The following is a 23,082-nucleotide window of genomic DNA, read 5'->3' as shown; positions in this document are numbered from 1 at the left end:
GCTGCAGCATAAGCCCCTTGCATCCGCCGCGGTGCGGGCTCGGCGCGAGTTGTGTGGGCAGCGCCACGAAGGCCGCCGCGATTCAATTTTTTTGCATGAGGTGTCCGCAAACGGCGCCCGCGAGCGCCGCCGTTCTTTGCCAAACTGGAAGCCAGTACACAAACCGTTTGAAGGCGGTATTGCCATGCTTCCCTCGCTCTATATCTCCCACGGCTCGCCGATGCTGGCCATCGATCCCGGCCCCACCGGCGCCGCGTTCGAGGCGCTCGGCGCCCGGCTGCGCGCGCAGCGCCCGCGTGCGGTGCTGGTGATTTCGGCGCACTGGATCTACAGCACGCTGGCGGTCACCAGCCGCGAGCGCCAGGAGGCCTGGCACGATTTCGGCGGCTTCCCGCGCGAGCTGTACGCGCTGCGCTACGACGCCCCGGGTTCGCCGGAACTGGCGGCGCGGGTCAAGGTGCTGGTCGAGTCGGCGGCGATTCCCGGCGCGGGCTTTGTCGGCCACGACGACGAGCGCCCGCTGGACCATGGCGCCTGGATGCCGATGCGCCACTTCTTTCCCGATGCCGACATGCCGGTGGTGCAGCTCGCGCTGAATCCATATCTGGCTCCCCAGGCGCAGATCGCGATCGGGCGCGCGCTGGCGCCGCTGCGCGACGAAGGCGTGCTGGTGCTGGCCTCCGGCAGCTTCACGCACAACCTGCAGGAAGTATTTGGCGGCGGCCGGCGCGAACAGCACGGTCCGGCAGCCGAGCCCTATGTCGAAGCGTTCCGCCAGTGGATGGCCGAGGCACTGGACCAGGCCCTGGCCACCGGCGACACCCGCCTGATTGCCGACTACCGTGCCCAGGCGCCCTATGCGCGCCGGGCACACCCGACCGACGAGCACCTGCTGCCTTTCTATGTGGCGCTGGGCGCTGCCCTCGGCCCGGAGGGCGCGCGCGCGGCGCTGCCGGAGCCGGCCACGGTGTCCCGGGTCGCCGACGAGGTCACCTATGGCGTGCTGGCCATGGACAGCTTCGTGTTCGAGGGCATGGGCGCCGGGGCACCGCTGCGGGCCGCGGCCTGAAGGCTTACTGGCCGGCCGGGGTACGCGGCGGCAGGTAGCGCCGCGCCGAGCGCGCTCCCGCCAGCGCGATCCAGCCCATGGTCAGCGCCACCAGCGCCAGGCCGGCGCGCAGGCTGGCCAGGTGCGCCACGCCGCCGATCAGCACCGGGCCCAGCAGCAGCCCCACATAGGCGAAGCGCGCCACGCGCGCAATCGCTTCGGCCGGCGCCACGCCCGGCAGCCGCGACGCGGCGACAAAGAAGATCGGCACCATATTGGCCGCGCCCAGCCCCATCAGCGCAAAGCCCGCCAGCGCGGCCAGCGGCAGCGGTACGGCCAGCGCCAGCGCAATGCCGGCAAAGCCCAGCCAGGCGCTGCCGGTCAGCGTGGCGCTGTCGCCCAGGCGCGCGCGCAGGCGGTCGCCGCCGAAGCGCCCGCACGCCATGCCGCCCGAGAACGCGGCATAACCCAGGCTGATCCAGCCGTCGGGCGCGCGTGCCACATCGCGCATGTAGACGCTGGTCCAGTCGTACATCGCGCCTTCACCGACCAGCCCCAGAAACGCCAGCAGCCCCAGCAGCCATAGCGCCCGCACCGCATGGTCGCGATGGTGGGGCGCGGAAGGCGACACCGGGTGGTCGGCCAGCAGCCCCGGCAGCGTGGCCACTGCCACCGCCGCGGTCACGCCGGCCATCATGGCGGCATGCGCCAGCGGCGGCACCTCCAAGGCCAGCATCAAGCCGCCAAAGCCGGCGCCCGCCATGCCGCCCAGGCTGAACATGCCATGCAGCGACGACATCACCGGCCGCGTGCGGCTGGCTTCGACCGTGGCGGCCTGCGCGTTCATGGCGACATCGAACGCCGCGTTGGTCATGCCGAAGGCCAGCAGCGCCGGCAGCAGCAGCCAGAACGACGGCATCGCCAGGATCGCCACCGTGGCCAGCGCGAACAGCAGCCCGCCGGCCATCGAGGCACGCGCGCTGCCGGCGCGCGCCACCCAGCGCCCGACCGGGCCCATCGCCACGATGGCGCCGCCCGCCACCGCCAGCATCGCCAGCGACAGCATCGCGTCGGACAGGCCGAAGCGTGCCTTGATGGTGGGGATATGCACGCCCCAGGTGGCAAAGGTAGCGCCGTTGACGAAAAACAGCGCCATGGTGCCGCGCGTGGCGCGCGCGACCCGGCCAGCGGGCAGCACGGCGGCGGACGCCGGGGCGCCGGTCATGGGCGGCCCGCCTCCACGCGCAGCAGCCCGCGCCGGTGCAGCGCGTAGCCGAAGGCCACCAGCGCGGCCAGCGCCAGCGCCAGCATCACCCACAGCATCAGCCAGTAGCCGCCGGCCGCGCGCCACAACAGCGCGCCCAGCCACGGCGCCGCCGCCTGCATCAGCAGTACCGGCGTCATCATCAGCCCGTTGAGGGTGGCGTAGTGGTGGCGCGAGATCAGCTCCGGCATGGCCATCGCTCGCAGCATGGTGTTGACGCCGTTGGCGCAGCCGTACAGCACGGCCGCCACCATCAGCCACGCGCCATGCCCCAGCGCAAAGCACAGCAGCCCGGCGCTCATCAGCGCATAGACCGGCAGCGACAGCCGCACCGGGTGGCGCCCGCCCGCGCGCATCATCAGCATGCGGCCCGCCACCTGGGCCGGCCCGATCAGCGCCGCGACCGCCAGCTGCTGTGCCACCGGCATGCCCTTCTCCGTCAGCATCGGGATCAGGTGCGCGCCCAGCAGCGACGCCACCACCGCGGTCGCGGTAAAGGCCAGCACCACCGCCCAGAACACCGGCTGGCGCAGCGTGGCGCGGGCAATGTCGCGGCCGCCGGCGGAGGCCGTGCCGGCGCCAGCGCCGGAGTAAGAGGGATGCAGGGCGTAGCGCATGCGCGCATGCAGCGGCGCGCAGACCAGCAGGTTCAGCAGGGCAAAGCCGACCAGGGTCGGGCGCCAGCCGACATGCAGCACCAGCCATTGCGCCAGCGGCACGAAGATCGTGCTGGCAAAGCCGGCCATCAGCGTGACCGCGACGATCGGCTTCTGGTACTGGTCGCCATAGGCCTGGCGCAGCACGACGAAGGCGGGCTCGTACAGCGTGGTCGCCATGGCCAGGCCGAGCGGCACCCACATCAGCAGGAACACGGACTGCGACGGCGTCCACGCCCACAGCAGCAGGCCCAGCCCGGCCAGCACCGAGCCCGCGCCCATCACCTTGCGCGCCGGGGCGCGGTCCAGCAGCCGGCCGACCGCGAACGAGCACAGCGCCCATACCAGCAGCCCCAGCGAATAGCCGCCAGCCAGGAAGGGCTTGGACCAGCCCAGGCTGCCGATCATGGGCTCGATGAAGACGGTGAAGGCGAAGAACAGCGTGCCCCAGGAGATGGTCTCGGTCAGGCCGAGGATCCACACCAGCCGGCGCGGCGGCGTGGCCGGCTGCGCCGGCCCGGTGCGGGTCGCGCTGACATCATGGCGGTGGTCGGCAGCGTCCGTGCCGGGACTGGCTTCTAGTGTGGTCATGGCGGGCCCGGCGGGGGATGGCCGCCAGGGAAGCGGCGCGCCTGGGGCCAGTCGCAAATTGTAGCGATACTGCGCGCGGCGCGCCGGACGCCACCGCGTTACTGTGCGGTCACCGGCGTGGGCGGTCCCTTGAGCTCGACCACGTTGCCGTCCGGGTCCCGCACATACAGCGAGGGGCCCTTGCCCTCGGCGCCGAAGCGCTGCGCCAGTTCGCCCGCGTCGACACCGTGCCGCGCCAGCTGCGCGCGCAGCGCGTCGGCGTCGAACGGGTCGATGCGCAGGCAGAAATGATCGAGGTTGCGACCTTCCTCGCCCGGCCCGGCGCCGCCGGCGCGGCCCAGCGGGCCATCGAGCGCGACCAGGTCGATCAGGCCGCCGCCCGCGCGCAGCTGGGTCAGGCCCAGCTCGGCCTGCTCGCGCTCCACGCTGCAGCCGAGCACGTCGACATAGAAGCGCCGCAGCGCCGCCACATCGGCGCTGCGCAATACCAGGTGGTCGATGCCGAGGATGCGGAACATGGGGTCAGTGGTGCAGGCCGTCATAGTCGATGACCTTCAGGCTGTCGAGGTCGACATTGTCCAGGCAGCGCACGTTGACCGCGGCCATCGGCTTGCCGTCCTTGTCCTGGCCGTCCGCGTACGGGCCGCAGCCGCACACCGGGCAGAAGCGGTGCGCGATCTTCATGGTGTTGAAGCGGTAGGTGGAGGCATTGCTCTCGGGCGTTTCCAGCCTGAAGGCCGCGCGCGGCACGAACCACAGCAGGTGGCCGCGCCGGCGGCAGATCGAGCAGTTGCAGCGGATCACGCTGGGAATGCTGTCGGCCTCGACCGCGAAGGCGATGTTGCCGCAATGGCAGCTTCCGTTGAAGGTCATGTCTATCTCCTTGCGACAGGGTTCGTTCGACCCGGGGATCACATCAACGCTGCTGCGCCGCAATATGCCGGCACATTGTTTGGTTTTTGACAGTGTAGTCCGGCCACGGGTGCCACAATGCCGGCAAAAGACAACGACACGCGCGGCCACCGCGCCCCATCCCATCAAAGGAGACCCGCATGAGCGACACCCAAGCACGCGCCAGCTTCAGCCATATGGAACACGGCACCCGCGAGGACTGGGCCGCCATCTCCGCCGAGTTCATGCCGTTCGCACGCGCATTGCCGGACCGGGTGCTGGCGCACCTGCGCCTGCTCGGCGGCGATTGCGGTGGCTTCCCGGTGGACCGGCTCACGCATTCCTTGCAGACCGCGACGCTGGCGCACCGGGACGGCCAGGACGAGGAGTACGTGGTCTGCGCGCTGCTGCACGATATCGGCGATACGCTGGGCAGCTTCAACCATCCCGATATCGCCGCCGCCATCCTCAAGCCCTTCGTCAGCGCCGAGAACCTGTGGATGGTGGAAAAGCACGGCGTGTTCCAGGGCTACTACTTCTTCCATCATCTCGGCCTGGATCGCAACCTGCGCGAGCAATACCGCCGCCAGCCCGAACTGTTCGAGCGCACCGCGGAGTTCTGCCGCAAGTACGATGCCGCCGCCTTCATGACCGACTACGACACGCTGCCGCTGTCGTTCTTCGAGCCGATGGTGCGCCGGGTGCTGTCGCAGCCGAAGCATTCGATGTATGTGAAGCCGGGAGAAACGACGCTGGCGCAGGCGTAAGCCGACGACTGACCCAAACCGATGGTGTTCCCCTCTCCCCTCATGGGGAGAGGGCAGGGTGAGGGGTGGTCTGGCAAGGCGCCACGCATCGAGAAACGCCGGCCCTCTCCCCCGGCCCCTCTCCCGCGAGCGGGAGAGGGGAGGAAGAAGCGAGCCTCAAGCCGCCCGCTGCGCCGTCTCAGGATGCCGGAACTGCTCCAGCAGTTTTTGCCAGCGCGCCCGCACCGCCTTCAGGTTGTTTTCCTTCACGTGGCCGAAGCCGCGGATATCGTCCGGCAGGTTGGCCAGCGCCACGGCGGTGTCGTAGTTGGCGGCATTCAGGCCCGCCACCAGTTCATCCAGCAGGGCGCGGTACTCGCCGATCAGCGCGCGCTCGGTGCGGCGCTCTTCGGTCTTGCCGAAGATGTCGAAGATGCCGCCGCGCAGGCCCTTCATCTTCGCCAGCACGCGGAACAGCTTCATCGTCGACGGGCCGAACCTGCGCTTGACCAGCTGGCCCTTGTCGTCGCGCTTCGCGTTCAGCGGCGGTGCCAGCCAGAAGTTGAGCTGGTAGTCGCGCCCGGGCTCGCCCTCGAACTGCGCGCGCAGCTTGTCCAGGAAGGCCGGGTCCGTATAGAGGCGCGCGACTTCGTACTCGTCCTTGTACGCCATCAGCTTGGCCAGGTTGCGCGCCGCCGCCTCGGTCAGCGGCAGGGCCTTGCCGCTGCCCAGCAGCGCGCTCTCGGCCGCGCGCACGCGCTCGATCGCTTCGCGGTAGCGGCTGGCATAAGCCGCATCCTGGTACGCCGTCAGGTGTTCCACGCGGCGCGCGATCAGCTTGTCGAGCAGGGCGCCGGTCGACGCCGGCAGCTTGACCACGGCCGCGCCTTCCGCGGTGCTCTTGAGCTTGCCGCTCAGCGACAGCACGTGCTCCGGGTCGTGCGCCATATGGCGGCCCCAGTCGAAGGCGGCCTTGTTCTTTTCCACCGCCACCCCGTTCAGCTCGATGGCGCGCTCCAGCGCCTGCAGCGTCAGCGGGATCCAGCCCTTCTGCCAGGCGTAGCCCAGCACCAGCGGGTTGGTGTAGATGGCATCGCCCAGCAGCGCCACGGCCAGCCCGGAGGCATTGATGAAGTCGCACTTCTCGCCCACGGCATTGCGCACGTCCTGCTCGGCCGACAGGCCCGGGAACTGCCACTTCGGGTTCTTGATGAAATCGGCGGTCGGGGTTTGCGCGGTATTGACCACGGCACGGGTGCGGCCGGCCTGGGTCTTGGAGATGACCTCGTCGGAGGCCGACACGATGGCATCGCAGCCGATCACCAGGTCGGCCTCGCCCATGGCAATGCGGGTGGCATGCAGGTCGTCGGGGCGCGCGGCGAGCTGCACGTGCGACAGCACCGCGCCGCCTTTCTGCGCCAGGCCGGCCATGTCGAGCACGGTGACGCCCTTGTTCTCCAGGTGCGCAGCCATGCCCAGCAGGCCGCCGATGGTCACCACGCCGGTGCCGCCGACGCCGGTCACGAGGATGCCGTAGGCGCGGCGGATCGCCGGCAGCTGCGGCTCAGGCAGCGCCGGCAGGCTGTCCATCGACACGCCGTGCTGCTCGGGCTTGCGCACCTGCGCGCCCTCGGCCGTGACGAAGCTGGGACAGAAGCCGTTCAAGCACGAGAAGTCCTTGTTGCATGACGACTGGTTGATCTGGCGCTTGGTGCCGAACTCGGTTTCCAGCGGTTCCACCGACAGGCAGTTGGACTTGACCGAGCAGTCGCCGCAACCTTCGCAGACCGCGTCGTTGATAAAGGCGCGGCGCGGCGGGTCTTCCATCGTGCCGCGCTTGCGGCGGCGGCGCTTTTCGGTGGCGCAGGTCTGGTCGTAGATCAGGATGGTGCACCCCGGCACCTCGCGCAGCTCGCGCTGCACGCGGTCGAGCTGGTCGCGGTGATGGATGTCGATGCCTGGCGGCAGCTTGATCGCCGCGTTGTACCTCTCGGGCTGGTCGCTGACGATGACGATCTGCTTCGCGCCCTCGCTGTGCACCTGCCAGGCGATGTCCTGCACCGACAGCTGGCCGTCCACCGGCTGGCCCCCGGTCATCGCCACCGCGTCGTTGTACAGGATCTTGTAGGTGATGTTGACGCCCGCGGCGATCGACGCGCGGATCGCCAGCAGGCCGGAATGGAAGTAGGTGCCGTCGCCCAGGTTGGCGAACACATGCTTGTCGCCGGCAAACGGCGCCTGGCCGATCCACGCCACGCCTTCGCCGCCCATCTGGCTGAAGGTGCTGGTGCTGCGGTCCATCCATACCGTCATGTAGTGGCAGCCGATGCCGGCCAGCGCGCGCGAGCCCTCGGGCACGTTGGTCGAGGTGTTGTGCGGGCAGCCCGAGCAGAACCACGGCTTGCGCTCGGCCTTCGGCTGGTCCTTCCCCTGGCCGACCACGCGCGGCGTGGCCAGCGCCTTTTCCTTGGCCTCGATGATGGCCAGGCGCGCGGTGATGCGCGCGCGCACGTCCACCGGCAGGTCGAACTTGTCCAGGCGCGTGGCGATGGCCTTGGCAATGATCGACGGCGACAGCTCATAGTGCGCCGGCAACAGCCAGTGGCCCTGCGGGATCGACCATTCGCCGCCGGCGTTGTCCTTCTCGTCGAACTTGCCGTAGACCTTGGGGCGGACATCGTCACGCCAGTTGTACAGCTCTTCCTTGAGCGCGTACTCCATGATCTGGCGCTTCTCTTCGACCACCAGGATTTCCTGCAGGCCCTCGGCAAAGGCGCGCGCGCCATGCGCCTCGAGCGGCCACACGCAGCCGACCTTGTACAGCCGGATGCCGATCTGCGCGCAGGTGGCGTCGTCCAGGCCCAGGTCGGCCAGCGCCTGGCGCGTGTCCAGATAGGCCTTGCCGCCGGTCATGATGCCGAAGCGCGCATGCGGCGAATCGATCTCGATGCGGTCGAGCTTGTTGGCGCGCACATAGGCCAGGCCGGCGTACCACTTGTAGTCGAGCAGCCGCGCCTCCTGCTCCAGCGGCGGATCGGGCCAGCGGATGTTGAGGCCGCCCGGCGGCATGATGAAGTCGCCCGGCAGCGCGATCTGCACGCGATGCGGGTCCAGCTCGACCGAGGCCGACGATTCCACCACGTCGGTCACGCACTTCATCGCCACCCATAGCCCCGAATAGCGGCTCATGGCCCAGCCGTGCAGGCCGTAGTCCAGGTACTCCTGCACGTTGGACGGATACAGCACCGGCAGGCCGCAGGCCTTGAAGATGTGCTCGGACTGGTGCGCCAGCGTCGACGACTTGGCCGAGTGGTCGTCGCCGGCCAGCACCAGCACGCCACCGTGCTGCGATGAGCCCGCCGAGTTGGCGTGCTTGAACACGTCGCCGGTGCGGTCGACGCCCGGCCCCTTGCCGTACCACATGCCGAAGACCCCGTCGAACTTCGCGTCGGGGTACATGTTGACCTGCTGCGAGCCCCACACCGAGGTGGCGGCGAGGTCTTCGTTCAGGCCGGCCTGGAACACGATGTTGTGCGCGGCCAGGTGCTTCTTGGCCTTCCACAGCGACTGGTCGAGCGCGCCCAGCGGCGAGCCGCGATAGCCGGAGATAAAGCCGGCGGTGTTCAGCCCGGCGGCGTGGTCGCGCTCCTGCTGCAGCATCGGCAGGCGCACCAGCGCCTGCGTGCCGCTGATATAGATGCGGCCGCGTTCGAGTGTGTATTTGTCTTCGAGGGAAACGTTGGCGAGCGCCTGGCGGATGGCGTCGCTGACCGGCGAGGTCAGGGGGGCATTCATGCGTGCTCCTCTATGGGCGTGCTGTCGGGATCACCGAAACCTGCAGTTGTGGGCAACCGCCTCGTCGCCTCTTGTGAAGGCCCGGAGCGGCTGTGTCTCTGCGCGGCATGGTAGCACCGCCACAAAAGCGGCGGTACCTTGCAATGCAGCACAAAGCGTGCCGGTCATGGCCGTGATTTCCCTTACCGACAGGGCCTGGCGTGTACACTGCGTTGCATCGAGATCGCTCGCGCCTCGGCCGGGCGGTCTCTTGTGCGTCATATCTGCGTTGCCATCCTGGTGCAACCCGATCTAGTCCGCCCGCGCCAGTGCGCGGCTTGCCAGCGAATATCCGAACATGACCAATTCCCCCCGCCAGGGCACTGCGACCCTGGCCGTGCTGATCGACGCCGACAACGCGGCGCCCGCCATCGTCGAAGGCCTGCTGGCCGAGGTTGCCAAGTACGGCGTGGCCGCCGTGAAGCGCATCTACGGCGACTGGACCCGCCCCAACCTGGCCGGCTGGAAGGAGCGGCTGCTGTCGCACTCGATCCAGCCGATCCAGCAGTTCCGCTACACCGTCGGCAAGAACGCGACCGACAGCGCGATGATCATCGACGCCATGGACCTGCTCTACACCGGGCGCTTCGATGGCTTCTGTATCGTCTCCAGCGACAGCGACTTCACCCGGCTCGCCTCGCGCATCCGCGAACAGGGCCTGACGGTGTACGGTTTTGGCGAGCGCAAGACGCCCAAGCCGTTCGTCACCGCCTGCGACAAGTTCATCTATTCCGACGTGCTGCGCGCCGAAGTCGACACCGACGGCGCGGACGGGACCGACGGCGCCGCCGCGCCCACGCGCAGGCGCAGCACCGGCGAGCTGCGCCAGGACTCGCGCCTGGTGCGCCTGCTGCAGAACGCGGCGCAGGCGGTGTCGGACGAAGACGGCTGGCTGGCGCTGGGCAGCATGGGCAACCATATCGCCAAGCAGGCGCCGGAATTCGACTCGCGCAACTACGGCTACGGCAAGCTGTCGGAGCTGGTCGCGGCGACCGGCCTGTTCGAGGTCGAGACCCGCAACGGCGGCAACAACAAGACCATCTGGGTGCGGCTGAAGAAGCGCGCCAAGGGCGGCGAGCCGCAGCAGCGCACGCCGCAGCCGCCGGCCCAGCACGCGGAGCCAGCGCGTCGCCAGCCCGCACCCGCACCCGCGCCGGCGCCGGAACCGGCCCGCGGGGTCGAGCCACTGCCCACGCCGGAGACGGTTGCGTCCGAGCCGGAAGCCCCGGCGCAAGCCGAGCCGCCCTTTGTCGCGGCCGACGCGGTGCAGGCCGAGCCCGAGCCGCAACCGGTGCCGCCGCTGGAAGCGGCGCCGCAGCCGGACCCACAGCCCGAAGTGCAGCCCGAAGTGCAGCCTGATGTGCAACCGAAGGCGGGCAGCCGCACCAGCGCGCGCAAGCGCGCGGCGCGCCGGCCGGAGGTGACGTTGAGCGAGACGCCGTGGCCGATCGACCAATCGGTGTTCGCGGCGCCGGGCACGACCGTGCTGACGGCGACGGTAGAGGCGGAACCGCAACCGGCTGCGGTCGAGGCCGAGGCCGCACCGGTGCCGGCGCCGGCGCGCAAGACGCGCAAGCGTCCGAGCAAGAAGGCGGAGTAGAGCGGCCTGCTGATTTTCTCCCCTCTCCCACTTCGCGGGAGAGGGGAGCCTGCACCAGCGGCGTCAGGCAATGCGAGCGTTGCTGGTTGCCAGCACAGCGCTCTTACCGCACCAGCTGGTTGATCTCGATGATCGGCATCAGCACCGCCAGCACGATCAGCAGCACCACCACGCCCATGGTCAGGATCAGCAGCGGTTCCAGCAGGCTGGTCAGGAACAGCGTGCGCCGTTCCAGTTCCTGCGCTTCGCCTTGCGCGGCGCGGTCCAGCATCACCGGGAGGTTGCCGGTAGCTTCGCCCGAGCGGATCAGGTGCACCAGCACCGGCGGAAACTGGTTCTGCGCCGCCAGCGCGCGCGCCAGCGAGGCGCCTTCGCGCACGCGGGTGTTGGCGTCTTCCACGTTGGCGCGCAGCGCTTCGTTGGTCAGGGTCTCGCCGGCAGCCTGCAGGCTGCGCAGGATCGGCACGCCCGCGGAAACCAGGATCGCCAGCGTGCCGGCAAAGCGCGCAGTGTTGTAGCCGCGTACCAGCTTGCCGACCAGCGGCGCGGTCAGCAGCCAGCGGTGCCATTCCAGCCGCACCGCGGGCTGGCTCAGCAGCCGGCGGATGCTGAACGCGGCCACCGCGATCACCGCGAGCGCCGCCCACCACCAGTTGCGCACGAAATCCGACAGCCACAGCATGATGATGGTCAGCGTGGGCAGCTTCTGCTTGGTGTTGGCGAACACGCTCACCACCTGCGGCACCACATACGACAGCAGGAAGATCACGATCGCGAACGCCACCACCGTGACGATGGCCGGATAGGTGAAGGCCAGCCGGATCTTGGAGGTCAGCGTGTTGCGCGATTCGATGTAGCCGGCCAGCCGCTCCAGCACCACGCCCAGGTGGCCGGAGTGCTCGCCGGCCGAGACCAGCGCGCGGTAGATGTCCGGAAAATCGCGCGGATGCTGCGCCAGCGCCACCGACAGCGCGCTGCCGCCCATCACTTCGGCGCGGATGCCGGCCAGCAGTTCATGCACGTAGGGCCGCTCGGCCTGGTCGGCCAGCGCGCCCAGCGCTTCGTCCAGCGGCAGGCCGGCCACGATCAGGCTGGCCAGCTGGCGCGTGAACAGCGCCTGCTCCTGCGTCGACAGTTTGCGCGCGAACAGCTGGCTGCCGCCGCGCGGCGCCAGGCCGGCGCCGGCCAGCGCGTCGACGGTCAGCGGCGTGAGCCCGCGCGCGCGCAACTGGGTGCGGGCCTGGCGCGCGCTGTCGGCCTCGATCACGCCGCGGTCGGTCTTGCCGGCGGCATCGGCGGCTTCATAGCGGAAAGCTGGCATGCGGGCGGCTCCGCGTCAGTCGCGCGTGACGCGCAGCACTTCCTCGAGCGAGGTCGCGCCGCTGTCGATCCAGCGCTGCGCGTCGCCGCGCATGGTGTGCATGCCGTGCGCCAGCGCCACCTGCTTGATCTCCGACTCGGGCGCCTGGCGGTGGATCATGGTGCGGATTTCGTCGTCCACCGTCAGCAGTTCATAGACGCCCATGCGCCCCTGGTAGCCCGACTGGCCGCACTTGTCGCAGCCGACCGGATGCCACACGGTCTGCAGCGGCTTGCCCTGCGCGTGCAGCACGTCGGCCTCGGCGGGCGTGACTTCGATCACTTCCTCGCGCTTGCAGTGCGGGCACAGGCGGCGTACCAGCCGCTGCGCCAGCACCCCCAGCAGCGACGACGACAGCAGGAACGGCTCGATGCCCATGTCGACCAGCCGCGTTACCGCCGACGCCGAGTCGTTGGTGTGCAGCGTGGCCAGCACCAGGTGGCCGGTCAGCGACGCCTGTACCGCGATCTGCGCGGTTTCCAGGTCGCGGATCTCGCCGATCATGACCACGTCCGGGTCCTGGCGCAGGATTGCGCGCAGGGCCTTGCCGAAGGTCATGTCGATGCGCGGGTTGACCTGGGTCTGGCCGATGCCGTCGAGGTCGTACTCGACCGGGTCTTCCACCGTCATGATGTTGGTGGTGCGCGCATCCAGCCGCGACAGCGCGGCATACAGCGTGGTGGTCTTGCCCGAGCCGGTCGGCCCGGTCACCAGCACGATGCCGTGCGGCTGGCGGATCAGGTGGTCGAAGCCACGCAGCGTGTCGGGCGCCATGCCCAGCTTGGCCAGGTCCAGCCGGCCGGCTTCCTTGTCCAGCAGGCGCAGCACCGCGCGCTCGCCGTGGCCGGTGGGCAGCGTCGACACGCGCACGTCGACCGGCCGCCCGCCCACGCGCAGCGTGATGCGGCCGTCCTGCGGCAGGCGCTTCTCGGCAATGTCGAGCTGCGCCATGATCTTGATGCGCGAGATCAGCGCGCCGTGCAGCGCCTTCTTGGGCCGCACCACGTCGCGCAGCGTGCCGTCGACGCGGAAGCGCACCACCGACGACGATTCGAACGGCTCGATATGGATATCCGAGGCGCCTTCGCGCGCCGCCTGCGTCAGCAGCGCGTTGATCATGCGGATGATCGGCGCATCGTCTTCGGATTCCAGCAGGTCTTCCACCGCGGGAATGTCCTGCATCAGGCGCGACAGGTCGACCTCGCCCTCGACCTCGCCCACCACCTGCGCGGCGCTGCCGTCCTGGCGGTTATAGGCGTCGGACATGGCATGCTCCAGCGCCTCGGGTTCCAGCACGCGCAGGCGCAATGCGCCGTGCACGCGCGCCACTTCGGCCAGCGCCGTCGGCGAGGTGGCGCGGCTGACCCACACCTCGAGCCCGTCGGGACGCTGGTGCGCGATCAGCAGCGGGGCCTCGCGCGCAAAGCCGTACGAGACCAGCCGCGCCGCCATCGGCGAGGGCGGCTCGAGCTCGGCCGGCGGGCTGATGCCGGCGATGCCGGCTGGAGCGGTGGAGAGGGCGGTTTGGACTTCGCTGGCCATGGCGGGCCTCAGTACGGGAGTGCGGCTTCGCCGCGCGGGTTGAGCGGCTGCGGGGCGCCCACCGGCGCTTGCGGCACGGGCTGGGGCGCGGGTTGCGGGACCGGTTCGGGCACCGGTTGCGGAACCGCCTGCAGCGGCTGTGGCTGACCCGGCACGCCTGGCTGCGGCGCACTCTGCGGCAGCGTCTGCGGCAGCGGCAGCGGGCCCGCCACCGGGCCGTTGGTGCGGGGGTTGACGAACGGCGTGCTCGGCGCGTCGGCCGGCGGCAGCAGCGGCGTGTTGGTGTCCCGCACCATGATGTTAGGCGATACGAAGCCCTGCTGCTGCGCGCGCATATAGTCGTAGCGGTCCGCGGTCAGGCGGTCGGTGGCGCCGGCCGTGCGCATCACGTAGGGCCGCAGGAACACCAGCAGGTTGGTCTTCGAGCGGTTCTTGTTCTCGTAGCGGAACAGGCCGCCGATCAGCGGGATGTCGCCCAGCAGCGGCACCTTCTGCACGCCGTCGCCATAGTTGTCCTCGATCAGGCCGCCCAGCACGATGATCTGGCCGTCGTCGACCAGCACGTTGGTCTCGATCGAGCGCACATTGGTGGTCGGGCCCTGGATCAGGTTGGCGGTCGCCTGCACCACGTTCGACGATTCCTGGAAGATCTGCATCTTCACCAGCCCGCCGTCGGTGATCTGCGGCTTGACCCGCAGCGTGATGCCGACGTCCTTGCGGTCGAAGGTCTGGAACGGCGTGACCGAGGCCGCGCCGCCGGTCTGGGCGTAGGAGCCGGTGGTGATCGGGATGTTCTGGCCGATCAGGATCTTGGCTTCCTCGTTCTCCAGCGTGATCAGGTTCGGCGTGGACAGCAGGTTGACGCTGCCGTTGGTGCCCAGCGCGCGCAGCAGGGCGCCCAGGCCCATGGCCCGGTTGACGATGCCCAGGTTCAGGCCGCCGATGTCGGGGACCAGTTGCTGCGCGGCAGCGATGCCGGCGGAGCGGTTGGCGTCGGCCAGGGCGCCGGCCAGGGTCAGGTTGAGGATGTTCTGTCCGCCGGTGCCGAAGTTGGTGCCGGCAAAGACGTTGTTGTTGCCGCTTGACGAGCTGATCAGGCCCTGCCACTGGATGCCGAGTTCGCTCGCCTGGGTGGCGGTGACTTCGACGATCATCGACTCGATATAGACCTGCGCGCGGCGCGCGTCGAGGTCGTCGATCACGCCGCGCAGGTTGCGGTAGACCGGTTCGCTGGCGGTGATGATCAGCGAGTTGGTGGAGGGGTCCGCCTGGATGATGCCGCCCGTGGTCGGTTGCGTGGTGGTGCCGAACGACGCCGCGAAGGCCGAGTTGCCATAGGCGCCGCCGGTGCCGCCCCCGGTGCCGGTGCCGCTGCGCATGCCGGTCTGGGTGGTGGTGGCGCCGCCGGTGAACTGGCCGCCGGTTGGCGTCGAGACATTGGTCATGCCCGCCGCGCCGCCGATGCCGCCGGCCTGTCCGCCGGGCTGGGTGGTGCTGGCGAAGCTGCTGTCGGCGGCGACGATGGCGCGCAGCGTGGCGGCCAGCTTGATCGCATCGGCGTTCTTCAGCGGCACCACCCAGATGTTGCCGGGGCGCGCGTAGGGCTGGTCGAGCTTCTCGATCAGCTGGCGCGCCTGCTGCAGGCGCGCGCGGCTGGTGGCGCGGATCATCAGCGAATTGCTGCGCGGCTCGGCCACCACCGAGGTGCGCAGGCTGGCATCGACGGCCGCGGCCCCGCCGCCGCCGGTGGCACCGGCGGCGCCCGGGTCCAGCAGGCGCTGCAGCACCGCAGCGGTGTCGCTGGCCAGCGCGTGCTTGAGCGGCACCAGCTCGACCTCGCCCGAGGCCGGCGCATCGACCGCGGCGATGATGCGGGCGATGCGGCGCAGGTTGTCGGCGTAGTCGGTGATGACCAGGGTGTTGTTGGCCGGGTAGGCGGTGATGGTGTTGTTGGGCGCGATCATCGGCCGCAGCACCGGCACCAGGTTGTTGGCCGACTCGTAGTTCAGCCGGAACACCTGGGTCACCACCTGGTCGCCGCGGCTGGGGCTGCCGCCGATCACGGTGGGCGAGCCCTGCAGCTTGGCGTCGGCCTCGGGCACGACCTTGGTGAAGCCGTTGCTCTCGACCATGGCATAACCCTGCATGCGCAGCACCGAGCCCAGCGTCTGCAGCGCCTGCGCGCGCGAGACCGGCTGCTCGGTGACGAGGTTGACGGTGCCCTTCACGCGCGGGTCGATGACGAAGTTCTTGCCGGTGGCCTGGCCGACCGCCTTGATCACGGAATCCAGGTCGGCGTTGACGAAGTTCAGCACCACCTGGTCCCGATTGGCGGGCGTTACGTCGGGCGGTGCCGGCGGGGTGGCCTGGGTACGCGAGGCCGGCGCCCCGGGCTGGGCCCACAGCGGCGCGGGCGCCAGCAAGGAGAGCCCGCAGAGCAATGCCACGGCGCGGGCGCAGGCGGTCTTGAAAACAGGTCGGTTGGCGTGGGTGGTCATAGTCATTTCCGTGGGCTGTGCGCTCTGCGTGGCATCAGAAACGCAGCCTAGTCACATTGTTGTCTCGTCGTCCCAGCAGGCTCAGCAGGCTGGCCAGCTGCGTCGCGGCGTCCGGTTCGGCATGCGCGGTACCCTCGAAGCGCGCCTGCCGCCCGAGCGTGCCGCTGCCCTCCAGGTGCAGCGGACCATCGATGGTGCTCAGCTGCAGCTTGCCGCCGCCTTCGCCGGTCCAGTCGATCTCGGCGCGGTAGCTGCCCAGCGGGCGCAGCCGGCTGACCGCGGCCGATACCTGCTCGATGCGCAGCGTCATATGGCCGGTCATGCCCTTGCCGGAAAACCGGCCCTGCAGCGTGGACCAGTCCACCCGCATCAGGCCGTCCGGGCGCAGCGTGTTGAACGGCGCGCCCACGCCCTCGAGCAGCGAGGCGGGCAGCCGCATCGCGCCGGATTGCGCGGTCCAGCCGCCCGGCGTCGCGGTGACCGCGACCGGCGCGGCCATGGCCTCGGCGTGGGTCAGCACCAGCCGCGCGTGCCCGGTCAGCAGCGGCCAGAACGCCAGCGTCCAGTGCAGCCGGCCGGGCAGCACGGTGGCGGTCTGGCTGCCTGCGCCGGCCGACAGCGCCAGCGTGGCGCTGCCGCGCCACAGCGAGCCGCTGGCATCGGCCAGCAACACACGTCCCTGCGTCTGCGTGGCGACGCGCGTGGCGATCCATGTCGCCGGCAGCATCGCCACCGTGGTGACCGCGGCCGTGGCCAGGCCCAGCCCGAGCCAGCGCAGGCGCCGCGCGGCGGCCGGCTGGCGCAGCGCACGGCGCGGCAGGCGAAGGGTTTCCAGCCGCACCATCAGCTGCGGCCAGCCGGACCCTGCAGGGTCGCGGTAACGTTCACCAGCGCCGTCGCGCCGACGTAGACCACGCGCGCATCGATCACCTTCATGCGCTGCTGCTGGCGCACGTCCTGCAGCCAGGTGCTGACCGCCCCGAACGGGACCTTGTCGAGCTGCACCTGCACGCTGTTGTCGGCGGCAGCCGCGAGCCGGGTAGCTTTCAGGCCGTACTGGCCCAGGCTTTCCTGCAGCGCCTGGGTCAGTTCATCGCCGCGCAGCGACGGCGCCGGCGTGGCCTTCAGGCCGCGGGCTTCCTGCGCCAGCGTTTCCATCTCGGCCAGGTCGGCGCGCAGCTGCGGCAGGTTGCGCGCGGCGCGCTCGCGGCCGTCGGCGGCCGGCTCCCACAGCAGCAGGTAGCCGAGCACCAGCGCCAGTACCGCGCCGCCGCCGCCGAGGATGGCCTGCTCGCGCGGGTTGCGCGCGGACCAGAAGGCGTCGAAGCGTTCCCGCCATGCCTGCGGCACCGACGGGCGCAGCCGCGCCAGGCGCGTGCGCAGCGCTGCGGCGCCGCTGCGGCGGGCGGCGGGCGAGGGGTGGCGGGTGGAATCTTTCAATGGGTTCATGTCGGGCATCCGCCGGTCACAGGCCGGGCTTGACGGTCCAGCGCGAGCCGGGCGTCACCGGCGTGCCTGCGCTGGAGCCGGTGCTGCCCGCGGCATTGCCGGCCTTGTCTTCTTCCATCTGCAGCCCGGCCTGGCGCGCCGCGCTGCGCAGGCCGGCGGTGTCGGTGCCGGGCTTGAGCGTCACCACCAGCATGCGGCCGCGATACTCGAGGGCTTGCAGCCCATCGGGCGGCAGCCGGCGCGCGGCCTGGGCGAAGCGGTCGGCCAGCGGCAGGAAATCATCGGGCGTGCTGCGCCCGCTGGCGATGCGCAGCTGCTCGACCTGCCGGCGCATCTGCAGCGGGGCGTCGATCACCGTCGGCGTCTGCGGGAAGGTGCCGCGCAGGGTCTGCGCCTGCGCGGCTTCGAGCCGTTGCTGTTCGTTGCGCAGCAGCAGCCAGTGCGTGTTCATGCCGATCAGCTGGACCAGCACCAGGCCCGCCAGCAGTGCCAGCGGCAGGCGCCACGCCACCAGGTTCCAGCGGTCGACGCGGCCCTGCGCGAACTCGAACTGCGCCAGGTCGAGCCCCGGCTCGCGCAGGCATTCCTGCGCACCATCGATCCACAGCTGCCAGCCGGTGCGAGCGGCCTGGCGCAGGCCGGGCACCGGCGCCATCGCAGCGGCGTCGGCATCGGCATACCAGGCGCCTTCAGGCGCCAGCGCCTGCCATGCGGCCAGGGCGTCGTCGCCCAGCAGCAGGCCGTAGCCGGCGTGCGCACCGGTGCGCACGGTCAGTTGCCACTGGCGTGTGGTGCTGCTGGCGGTGTCCGGCAAGGCTTCGCCCAATGCATCGCCGAGCGCCCCGCCTTCGGCGAGTGCGCTGGCGGCGGCCTCGACCACCAGCGTGGCCGGCTGCACCGGTGCCGGCTCAGCGCCGGGCGGCGCCAGCGACGGCTCGGCGCCGGCTTCTGCTTCGGCCAGCGCGGCCAACGGCACGCACAACTGGGCGGGCAGCATGTGGCGGCGGCGGTGGCGGTGCTCGGCAAAGGCATCCAGCACCGCGCGCACCCAGGCGCGGTCCGCCACCATCAGCAAGCGCCGGCGCGGGCCGCGGCCGGTCGTAGCGTCGTCGAGGGCAGGGCCGATGCCGATATGGCAGGGCTGCGCGTCGGTGGCGAGCGCGTCCTCGACCAGGTTGGGCAGCGCCTGCTTCAAACGCGCGGGCGGCAGCGGCGGCACGCTGGCGGTGGTCAGCAGTACGTCGCTCGCGGCCAGGATCAGCACCAGCCGCTCCGCCGCGGGCAGGTCGGCGATGCGGGCGTGGCCTTCTCGCAACACTTCCGGTGCGGCGCGAGGCGATCCGCGCCGTGTCGGCTCGCCCGCCGCCGTGCGCACCAGCGCAAAGGGCAGGGCGCCGAACTGCCACGGTTGCGGCTGGTCATGCGGCCGGTGCGGCAAGCGCACGTACAGAGTGGTGCTCAAGGTGTCCTTGCTTTGGCTTCAGTAGAACGGCTCGATAAGGCGCTTGGCCCATGGGGGTGCGCCCGGGAACGCCCCGGCGCAGGAAACTTGCCGGAGTGCGGGGATGCCGGCGGGCGGCCTGGGAGGCCGATCAGCGGCGAGCGGGCTGGTGTCAGGCTCGCGCCAGCGCCGCAGCATACCTTGCCTGCGTGACAAAATCGCGTCAATACCATTCTCCCCGTCTGCTCCGGTGTGCCGTTTTCATATGTGCGCCAGGCCGCCTTGCATGGTTCAGCGCAGGTCCGGCAGCCGGTCCGCGTCCTGGACCCACACCACGCGGGTGGTGTTGGCCGCACCGAGCGGTTCGCCGCGGTAGATCAGCGACACCTGCAGCCGCCTGGCGCGCTCGTGCCGCACCAGCCCGTAGACCAGGAAGTAATGCGTGCGCACGTCGAGCAGGTTGCCCAGGTTGCCGCTGCTGGCCTGCGGCGCCAGCGTGGACAGTTGCGTCTGCAGGTTGCCGATATTGTTGAAGTACGCCCGGTCGCGCTGGCGCACCAGTTCGCGCGCGCGCTCCAGCGGCAGCTTGTCGATCATGGCCGCCAGCACCTCGGCCTCGGCGGTGTTGGCATTGACCAGGGTGCGCTCGGGCAGCACGATCACGAAGGGCTCCAGCACCGCCACCATCTCGGGCGTGTAGCCGGGCAGCGCCAGCAGGCCCTGCACGCTGTCGAGCGGGCGTGGCGCCTGCCGGCCGGAGCCCTCGCCGCCGTGGCCGCCTTGCGCGGCCTGCAGCATGTGGCGCGCGGTGGACTCGGCCAGCGCCGGGTTCAGGCCCACGGTGCGCAGCAGCCGGCCATAGGCGGCCTGTGCCGACTGGTCGATATTGGCGACCCGCCCGGCCGGCGCGCCCTGGCCGCCGGTGGCGGACCATGTCACCAGGTTGGCAAGGTTGAAGCGCGCCTGCGCATCGAGGATGCGCCCGGACAGGAACGAGGTCTCGCCCGCCACGTCGGTGCGCAGCGACGCGCCCAGGAAATCCGACAGGCGGGTCTCGGCGATCGGCACCGCCCACGGCTCGCCCAGTTCGTCGACATTGCTGCGGCGCTGGTCGTCGCGCAGGATCAGCCGCGCCCAGTCGACCGCGGCGCGCTCGATCCAGGTGGCCTGGGCCAGCAGCCGCTGGTTCTCGATGGCGCGGATCTGCACCTGCTGCCGCCACAGCATGCCCGACACCACCACCACGGCCAGCGTCACCATCAGCAGCGCGGTGACCACGGCGGCGCCGCGCGCGCGGCGCAAAGGCCTGAAGCGGAGGGGGCGGAGGGGGCGGAGGGGGCGGCGGGCGTGCGTCATAGCCCCGACATGCAGATCTTCTGGAACTGCCGCGGCGCGTCGCCGTCGCCCATGCGGGCGAGGATGGTCAGTTCCACCGCGCGCACCGCGGTATTGGGCACCGCCGCGCCGGCCTCCGACGCTTGCACCGCGCTGGCCGCGTTGCCGCTGAACAGCACGTTGCGGATGCGGTTGCTGTCGGCCTGCCAGCCGCCGGGTTCGACCCAGGCGCGCGCGCTCATGCCGTCGACGTTGCCCAGCACGCGCCGCACCTGCGCGTTGTTTTCCCCGCCCTGGCGCAGCGCCAGCAGCGACGACTGCAGCGCGGCGCGGTTGCTCACCGGCGGCGCGGCCACGCGCACCAGCGTGTTGCCGTCAAGCTGGTAGGACAGCGCCTGCCATGCCGGCGGCTGGCCTTCGTCGCGGCGGTCGCGCACCAGCAGCAGGCGGTCCGGGCCGAGCTCGACCGGGCTGCCCTGCAGCAGCGTGGGGTTGGCCAAATGCTCGCAATCGGCCTGCAGCTGGCCGTACAGCACCTTCAGCGCATCCAGCCGGGTGTCATGGTCGATCAGCCGTTCGCGGCCGCGCGTCAGGCTGTCCAGCGCGCGCCAGCCGATCACCGCCATCACCGCCAGCAGCGTGATGGCGACCAGCATTTCCAGCAGCGTGAAGCCGCCGGCGGATCGGCGCCCGCGCCGGCGCTCAGAGCACGTTGCGGATTTCATTGGGAACGATGGTGACGAGCCACGCCAGCCGCACCGACTTGTCGGTGGCCGACGGATAGACCGCGATCTCGACGCGGCGGAATACCGGATTGGGCGTGGCCGACACGGATTGCTCGCAGTACAGCGGCGTGCCGCCCTGCGGGCACGCATAGCCGCTGACGCCGGGCTCGGGCCAGGTCTTGGCCAGGCGCAGCGAGGCCAGGTGGTTCTCGGCGCTCCATTCGGCCAGCATGCGGGTCTGCAGCGACGCGCTGGCATCGACCATCGAGCCCATCGCACGCATCGCCGCGGTCAAAGCCACCGCCAGGATGGTCAGTGCCACCAGCACTTCGATCAGCGTGAAGCCGGCGGCGCGGGCGCGCCGGCGTGCGGGCAAGCGCGGGCGCATCATGGCGTGCTGGCGAAATAGCGGCCGCTGCCGTCGCCGGCCACGTCGACGCGGATATCGCCGCGCACAAGAACCAGGCGCTGCGGGGCATCGATCAGCTCGCGCCCGAAAATCAGCCGCGGCGGGCTGTTGGTGCCGGTGCTGCGGCCGCCTTCGGCGACGATGACCTGGTCCAGCGCCAGGCGCCAGGTGCCGGGCGCGAACACGTCGGTGCGCAAGGGGATCCAGCCGTTGGGTGTCGATTCGAGGAAGCGCCAGCCGCCGGCGTCGCCTTCCCAGGCGATCGGGCGCGCGCCCAGTTGCGCTTCTTCCTGCGCCAGCTCGAACAGCCGCGCGATGCGCTGGCCGTCGTCAAGCACGCGGCCGCGCTCGTTGGGCGAGGCATTGACCGCGACCAGCGAGATCACGATGCCGGCGATCACCATCACCACCAGCAACTCCAGCAGCGTGAAGCCGGAGTGCCGCTGCCGGAGGGCGCGGCGGCGCGGCGCCGTGGTCATCAGGGAAGCGGCAAGGGCGGGCGGCAGGGGCGCTTACTCCCAGTTGCCGATATCGGCGTCGTTGGCGTTGCCGCCGGCCTGGCCGTCGGCACCGAAGCTGAACACGTCGATTTCGCCGCGCACGCCGGGGTTCAGGTACTGGTACGGATGGCCCCACGGATCCTTGGGCAGCTTTTCCAGGTAGCCGCCGCCCTTCCAGTTGTTGGGCACCGGCTCGGTGGTAGGCTTGGCCACCAGCGCACCCAGGCCCTGCTCGGTGCTCGGATAGCGGCTGTTGTCAAGGCGGTACAGCTTGAGCGCCTGCATGATCGACGAGATATCCTGGCGCGCCGCGACGATGCGGGCTTCGTCCGGACGGCTCATGATCTTGGGCACCACCAGTGCCGCCAGCACGCCGAGGATCACGATCACGACCATGATCTCGATCAGGGTAAAGCCGCGCGCGCGGCGGGCAGGACGGGCGGGGCGGGCAAGCTGGGAAGTGAATCTGCGCATTGTTGGTAAGACCTCGTTGCTGGAATGGCGAGGCCCCGCGCCACGGGGCGGGCGGGGCCGGGTTCGCCAATCAGTATAACCGGCGCCTTATGACTCTTTTATGGGCGGCCCTGGATGGGGCTGCAGCGAAGTCTGTTGTGAATCACAATGGTGGCCGGCGCCTGTTGGCGGATCCCGAACCGTAGCACGCCGCGGAAAAATATAACTTGCATCCAGGATGCATCTTTTTTAACATGACGCCACGATGCAACTGACCCGCTTCTCCGACTATGCGCTGCGCCTGCTGATGTACGTCGCCCGTGGCGACGGCAGCCGGCCGATCACGATCGCCGAGGTCGGCCAGCAGTTCGGCATCTCGCACAACCACCTGGTCAAGGTGGCGGCGCGGCTGTCGAAGCTGGGCTGGGTCAGCGCCACGCGCGGGCGCCACGGCGGCCTGCAGCTGGGCCCCGGCGCCGAGCGCCTCACCATCGGCACCATCCTGCGCGAGCTGGAAGGGCACCGGCCGGTGATCGACTGCGACAACCCGCCCTGCGCGCTGCACGGCAACTGCCACCTGAAGCGCGCGCTGGACGTGGCCGAGCAAGCCTTCTACCGCGCGCTCGACGACGTCACGCTGGCCGATGTCACCGGCAGCCACACCGCCGAATCGATCATCCGCCTGCATCGTGATTTCCTGAACCGGCGTTCGGCCTGAGCGGATGGGATCCGCGCGTGGC

The 23,082-nt window shown here is 70.4% G+C and carries 20 protein-coding genes; 4 read left to right on the top strand and 16 right to left on the bottom strand.

The features are described from left to right. Nucleotides 1-184: 184 nt before the first annotated feature. A complete protein-coding gene (locus tag CBM2588_RS00190; RefSeq protein ID WP_115678858.1) occupies nucleotides 185-1,069 on the top strand; it encodes a DODA-type extradiol aromatic ring-opening family dioxygenase in 885 nt (294 codons plus the stop codon). A gap of 4 nt (nucleotides 1,070-1,073) precedes the next feature. On the opposite strand, the gene CBM2588_RS00185 is transcribed toward CBM2588_RS00190, so the two are convergent. The 4 genes from CBM2588_RS00185 to CBM2588_RS00170 form a co-directional block, all read right to left on the bottom strand. Continuing rightward, nucleotides 1,074-2,273, bottom strand: a complete 1,200-nt coding sequence (locus CBM2588_RS00185; protein ID WP_115678857.1) for an MFS transporter — start codon at nucleotides 2,271-2,273, stop codon at nucleotides 1,074-1,076. After that, nucleotides 2,270-3,559, bottom strand: coding sequence for an MFS transporter (locus CBM2588_RS00180; RefSeq protein ID WP_172583539.1), 1,290 nt, complete (start codon nucleotides 3,557-3,559; stop codon nucleotides 2,270-2,272). Before CBM2588_RS00180 ends, CBM2588_RS00185 begins: the two co-directional genes overlap by 4 nt. Nucleotides 3,560-3,657: 98 nt before the next feature. After that, the gene (locus CBM2588_RS00175; RefSeq protein ID WP_115678856.1) at nucleotides 3,658-4,077 is read right to left on the bottom strand and encodes a VOC family protein; all 420 of its coding nucleotides are present in this window, start codon (nucleotides 4,075-4,077) and stop codon (nucleotides 3,658-3,660) included. A gap of 4 nt (nucleotides 4,078-4,081) precedes the next feature. Continuing rightward, nucleotides 4,082-4,432 carry a GFA family protein gene (locus tag CBM2588_RS00170; protein ID WP_115678855.1) on the bottom strand — a complete coding sequence of 117 codons (351 nt, stop codon included), beginning with the start codon at nucleotides 4,430-4,432 and terminating at the stop codon, nucleotides 4,082-4,084. 179 nt (nucleotides 4,433-4,611) lie between these two features. On the opposite strand from CBM2588_RS00170, the gene CBM2588_RS00165 reads away from it, so the two are divergent. Continuing rightward, nucleotides 4,612-5,217: an HD domain-containing protein gene (locus tag CBM2588_RS00165; RefSeq protein WP_115678854.1), complete on the top strand. Its 606-nt coding sequence runs from the start codon at nucleotides 4,612-4,614 to the stop codon at nucleotides 5,215-5,217. A 156-nt stretch (nucleotides 5,218-5,373) separates the two neighbouring features. Here CBM2588_RS00165 and CBM2588_RS00160 read toward each other — a convergent pair whose 3' ends face one another. Then, the gene (locus CBM2588_RS00160; protein WP_115678853.1) at nucleotides 5,374-8,991 is read right to left on the bottom strand and encodes an indolepyruvate ferredoxin oxidoreductase family protein; all 3,618 of its coding nucleotides are present in this window, start codon (nucleotides 8,989-8,991) and stop codon (nucleotides 5,374-5,376) included. Between the two features lie 337 nt (nucleotides 8,992-9,328). Between CBM2588_RS00160 and CBM2588_RS00155 the strand changes: the two genes are divergently transcribed. Further along, nucleotides 9,329-10,630: an NYN domain-containing protein gene (locus CBM2588_RS00155; RefSeq protein ID WP_115678852.1), complete on the top strand. Its 1,302-nt coding sequence runs from the start codon at nucleotides 9,329-9,331 to the stop codon at nucleotides 10,628-10,630. A gap of 103 nt (nucleotides 10,631-10,733) precedes the next feature. On the opposite strand, the gene gspF is transcribed toward CBM2588_RS00155, so the two are convergent. The 11 genes from gspF to gspG all read right to left on the bottom strand — a co-directional run bounded on the left by gspF (nucleotide 10,734) and on the right by gspG (nucleotide 22,363). Further along, nucleotides 10,734-11,951, bottom strand: coding sequence for a type II secretion system inner membrane protein GspF (gene gspF, locus CBM2588_RS00150; RefSeq protein WP_115678851.1), 1,218 nt, complete (start codon nucleotides 11,949-11,951; stop codon nucleotides 10,734-10,736). A gap of 15 nt (nucleotides 11,952-11,966) precedes the next feature. Then, on the bottom strand, nucleotides 11,967-13,532 hold the full coding sequence (gspE, locus tag CBM2588_RS00145) for a type II secretion system ATPase GspE (protein WP_172583538.1): 1,566 nt from the start codon (nucleotides 13,530-13,532) through the stop codon (nucleotides 11,967-11,969). A gap of 8 nt (nucleotides 13,533-13,540) precedes the next feature. Continuing rightward, nucleotides 13,541-16,030, bottom strand: a complete 2,490-nt coding sequence (gspD, locus tag CBM2588_RS00140; protein ID WP_115678850.1) for a type II secretion system secretin GspD — start codon at nucleotides 16,028-16,030, stop codon at nucleotides 13,541-13,543. A 34-nt stretch (nucleotides 16,031-16,064) separates the two neighbouring features. Continuing rightward, nucleotides 16,065-16,874: a type II secretion system protein N gene (locus tag CBM2588_RS00135; RefSeq protein ID WP_115678849.1), complete on the bottom strand. Its 810-nt coding sequence runs from the start codon at nucleotides 16,872-16,874 to the stop codon at nucleotides 16,065-16,067. Continuing rightward, nucleotides 16,874-17,479: a type II secretion system protein M gene (locus CBM2588_RS00130; RefSeq protein WP_115678848.1), complete on the bottom strand. Its 606-nt coding sequence runs from the start codon at nucleotides 17,477-17,479 to the stop codon at nucleotides 16,874-16,876. Before CBM2588_RS00130 ends, CBM2588_RS00135 begins: the two co-directional genes overlap by 1 nt. Nucleotides 17,480-17,495: 16 nt before the next feature. Further along, the gene (gspL, locus tag CBM2588_RS00125) at nucleotides 17,496-18,941 is read right to left on the bottom strand and encodes a type II secretion system protein GspL (RefSeq protein WP_115678847.1); all 1,446 of its coding nucleotides are present in this window, start codon (nucleotides 18,939-18,941) and stop codon (nucleotides 17,496-17,498) included. A 270-nt stretch (nucleotides 18,942-19,211) separates the two neighbouring features. Continuing rightward, complete coding sequence (gspK, locus tag CBM2588_RS00120) at nucleotides 19,212-20,276, bottom strand: type II secretion system minor pseudopilin GspK (protein WP_115678846.1); 1,065 nt, start codon at nucleotides 20,274-20,276, stop codon at nucleotides 19,212-19,214. Next, nucleotides 20,273-20,980: a PulJ/GspJ family protein gene (locus tag CBM2588_RS00115; RefSeq protein ID WP_115678845.1), complete on the bottom strand. Its 708-nt coding sequence runs from the start codon at nucleotides 20,978-20,980 to the stop codon at nucleotides 20,273-20,275. The genes gspK and CBM2588_RS00115 overlap by 4 nt, the downstream gene beginning before the upstream one ends. Then, nucleotides 20,958-21,371 (bottom strand): type II secretion system minor pseudopilin GspI, encoded by a 414-nt coding sequence (gene gspI / locus CBM2588_RS00110; protein ID WP_115678844.1) that lies wholly within the window; start codon nucleotides 21,369-21,371, stop codon nucleotides 20,958-20,960. The genes CBM2588_RS00115 and gspI overlap by 23 nt, the downstream gene beginning before the upstream one ends. Continuing rightward, a complete protein-coding gene (locus CBM2588_RS00105; RefSeq protein WP_115678843.1) occupies nucleotides 21,368-21,868 on the bottom strand; it encodes a GspH/FimT family pseudopilin in 501 nt (166 codons plus the stop codon). The genes gspI and CBM2588_RS00105 overlap by 4 nt, the downstream gene beginning before the upstream one ends. Before the next feature lie 33 nt (nucleotides 21,869-21,901). Next, complete coding sequence (gene gspG, locus CBM2588_RS00100) at nucleotides 21,902-22,363, bottom strand: type II secretion system major pseudopilin GspG (RefSeq protein ID WP_115678842.1); 462 nt, start codon at nucleotides 22,361-22,363, stop codon at nucleotides 21,902-21,904. Nucleotides 22,364-22,607: 244 nt separating this feature from the next. On the opposite strand from gspG, the gene CBM2588_RS00095 reads away from it, so the two are divergent. After that, entirely contained in the window at nucleotides 22,608-23,060 is a 453-nt protein-coding gene (locus CBM2588_RS00095) for an RrF2 family transcriptional regulator (RefSeq protein WP_115678841.1), read from the top strand. Nucleotides 23,061-23,082 lie beyond the last annotated feature (22 nt).

The sequence above is a fragment of the Cupriavidus taiwanensis genome, assembly GCF_900250075.1.
In the GTDB taxonomy this organism is placed as follows: Bacteria; Pseudomonadota; Gammaproteobacteria; order Burkholderiales; family Burkholderiaceae; genus Cupriavidus; species Cupriavidus taiwanensis_C.
The sequence above is the reverse complement of the archived record's forward strand: the minus strand, read 5'-3'. Positions and strand labels throughout refer to the sequence as shown.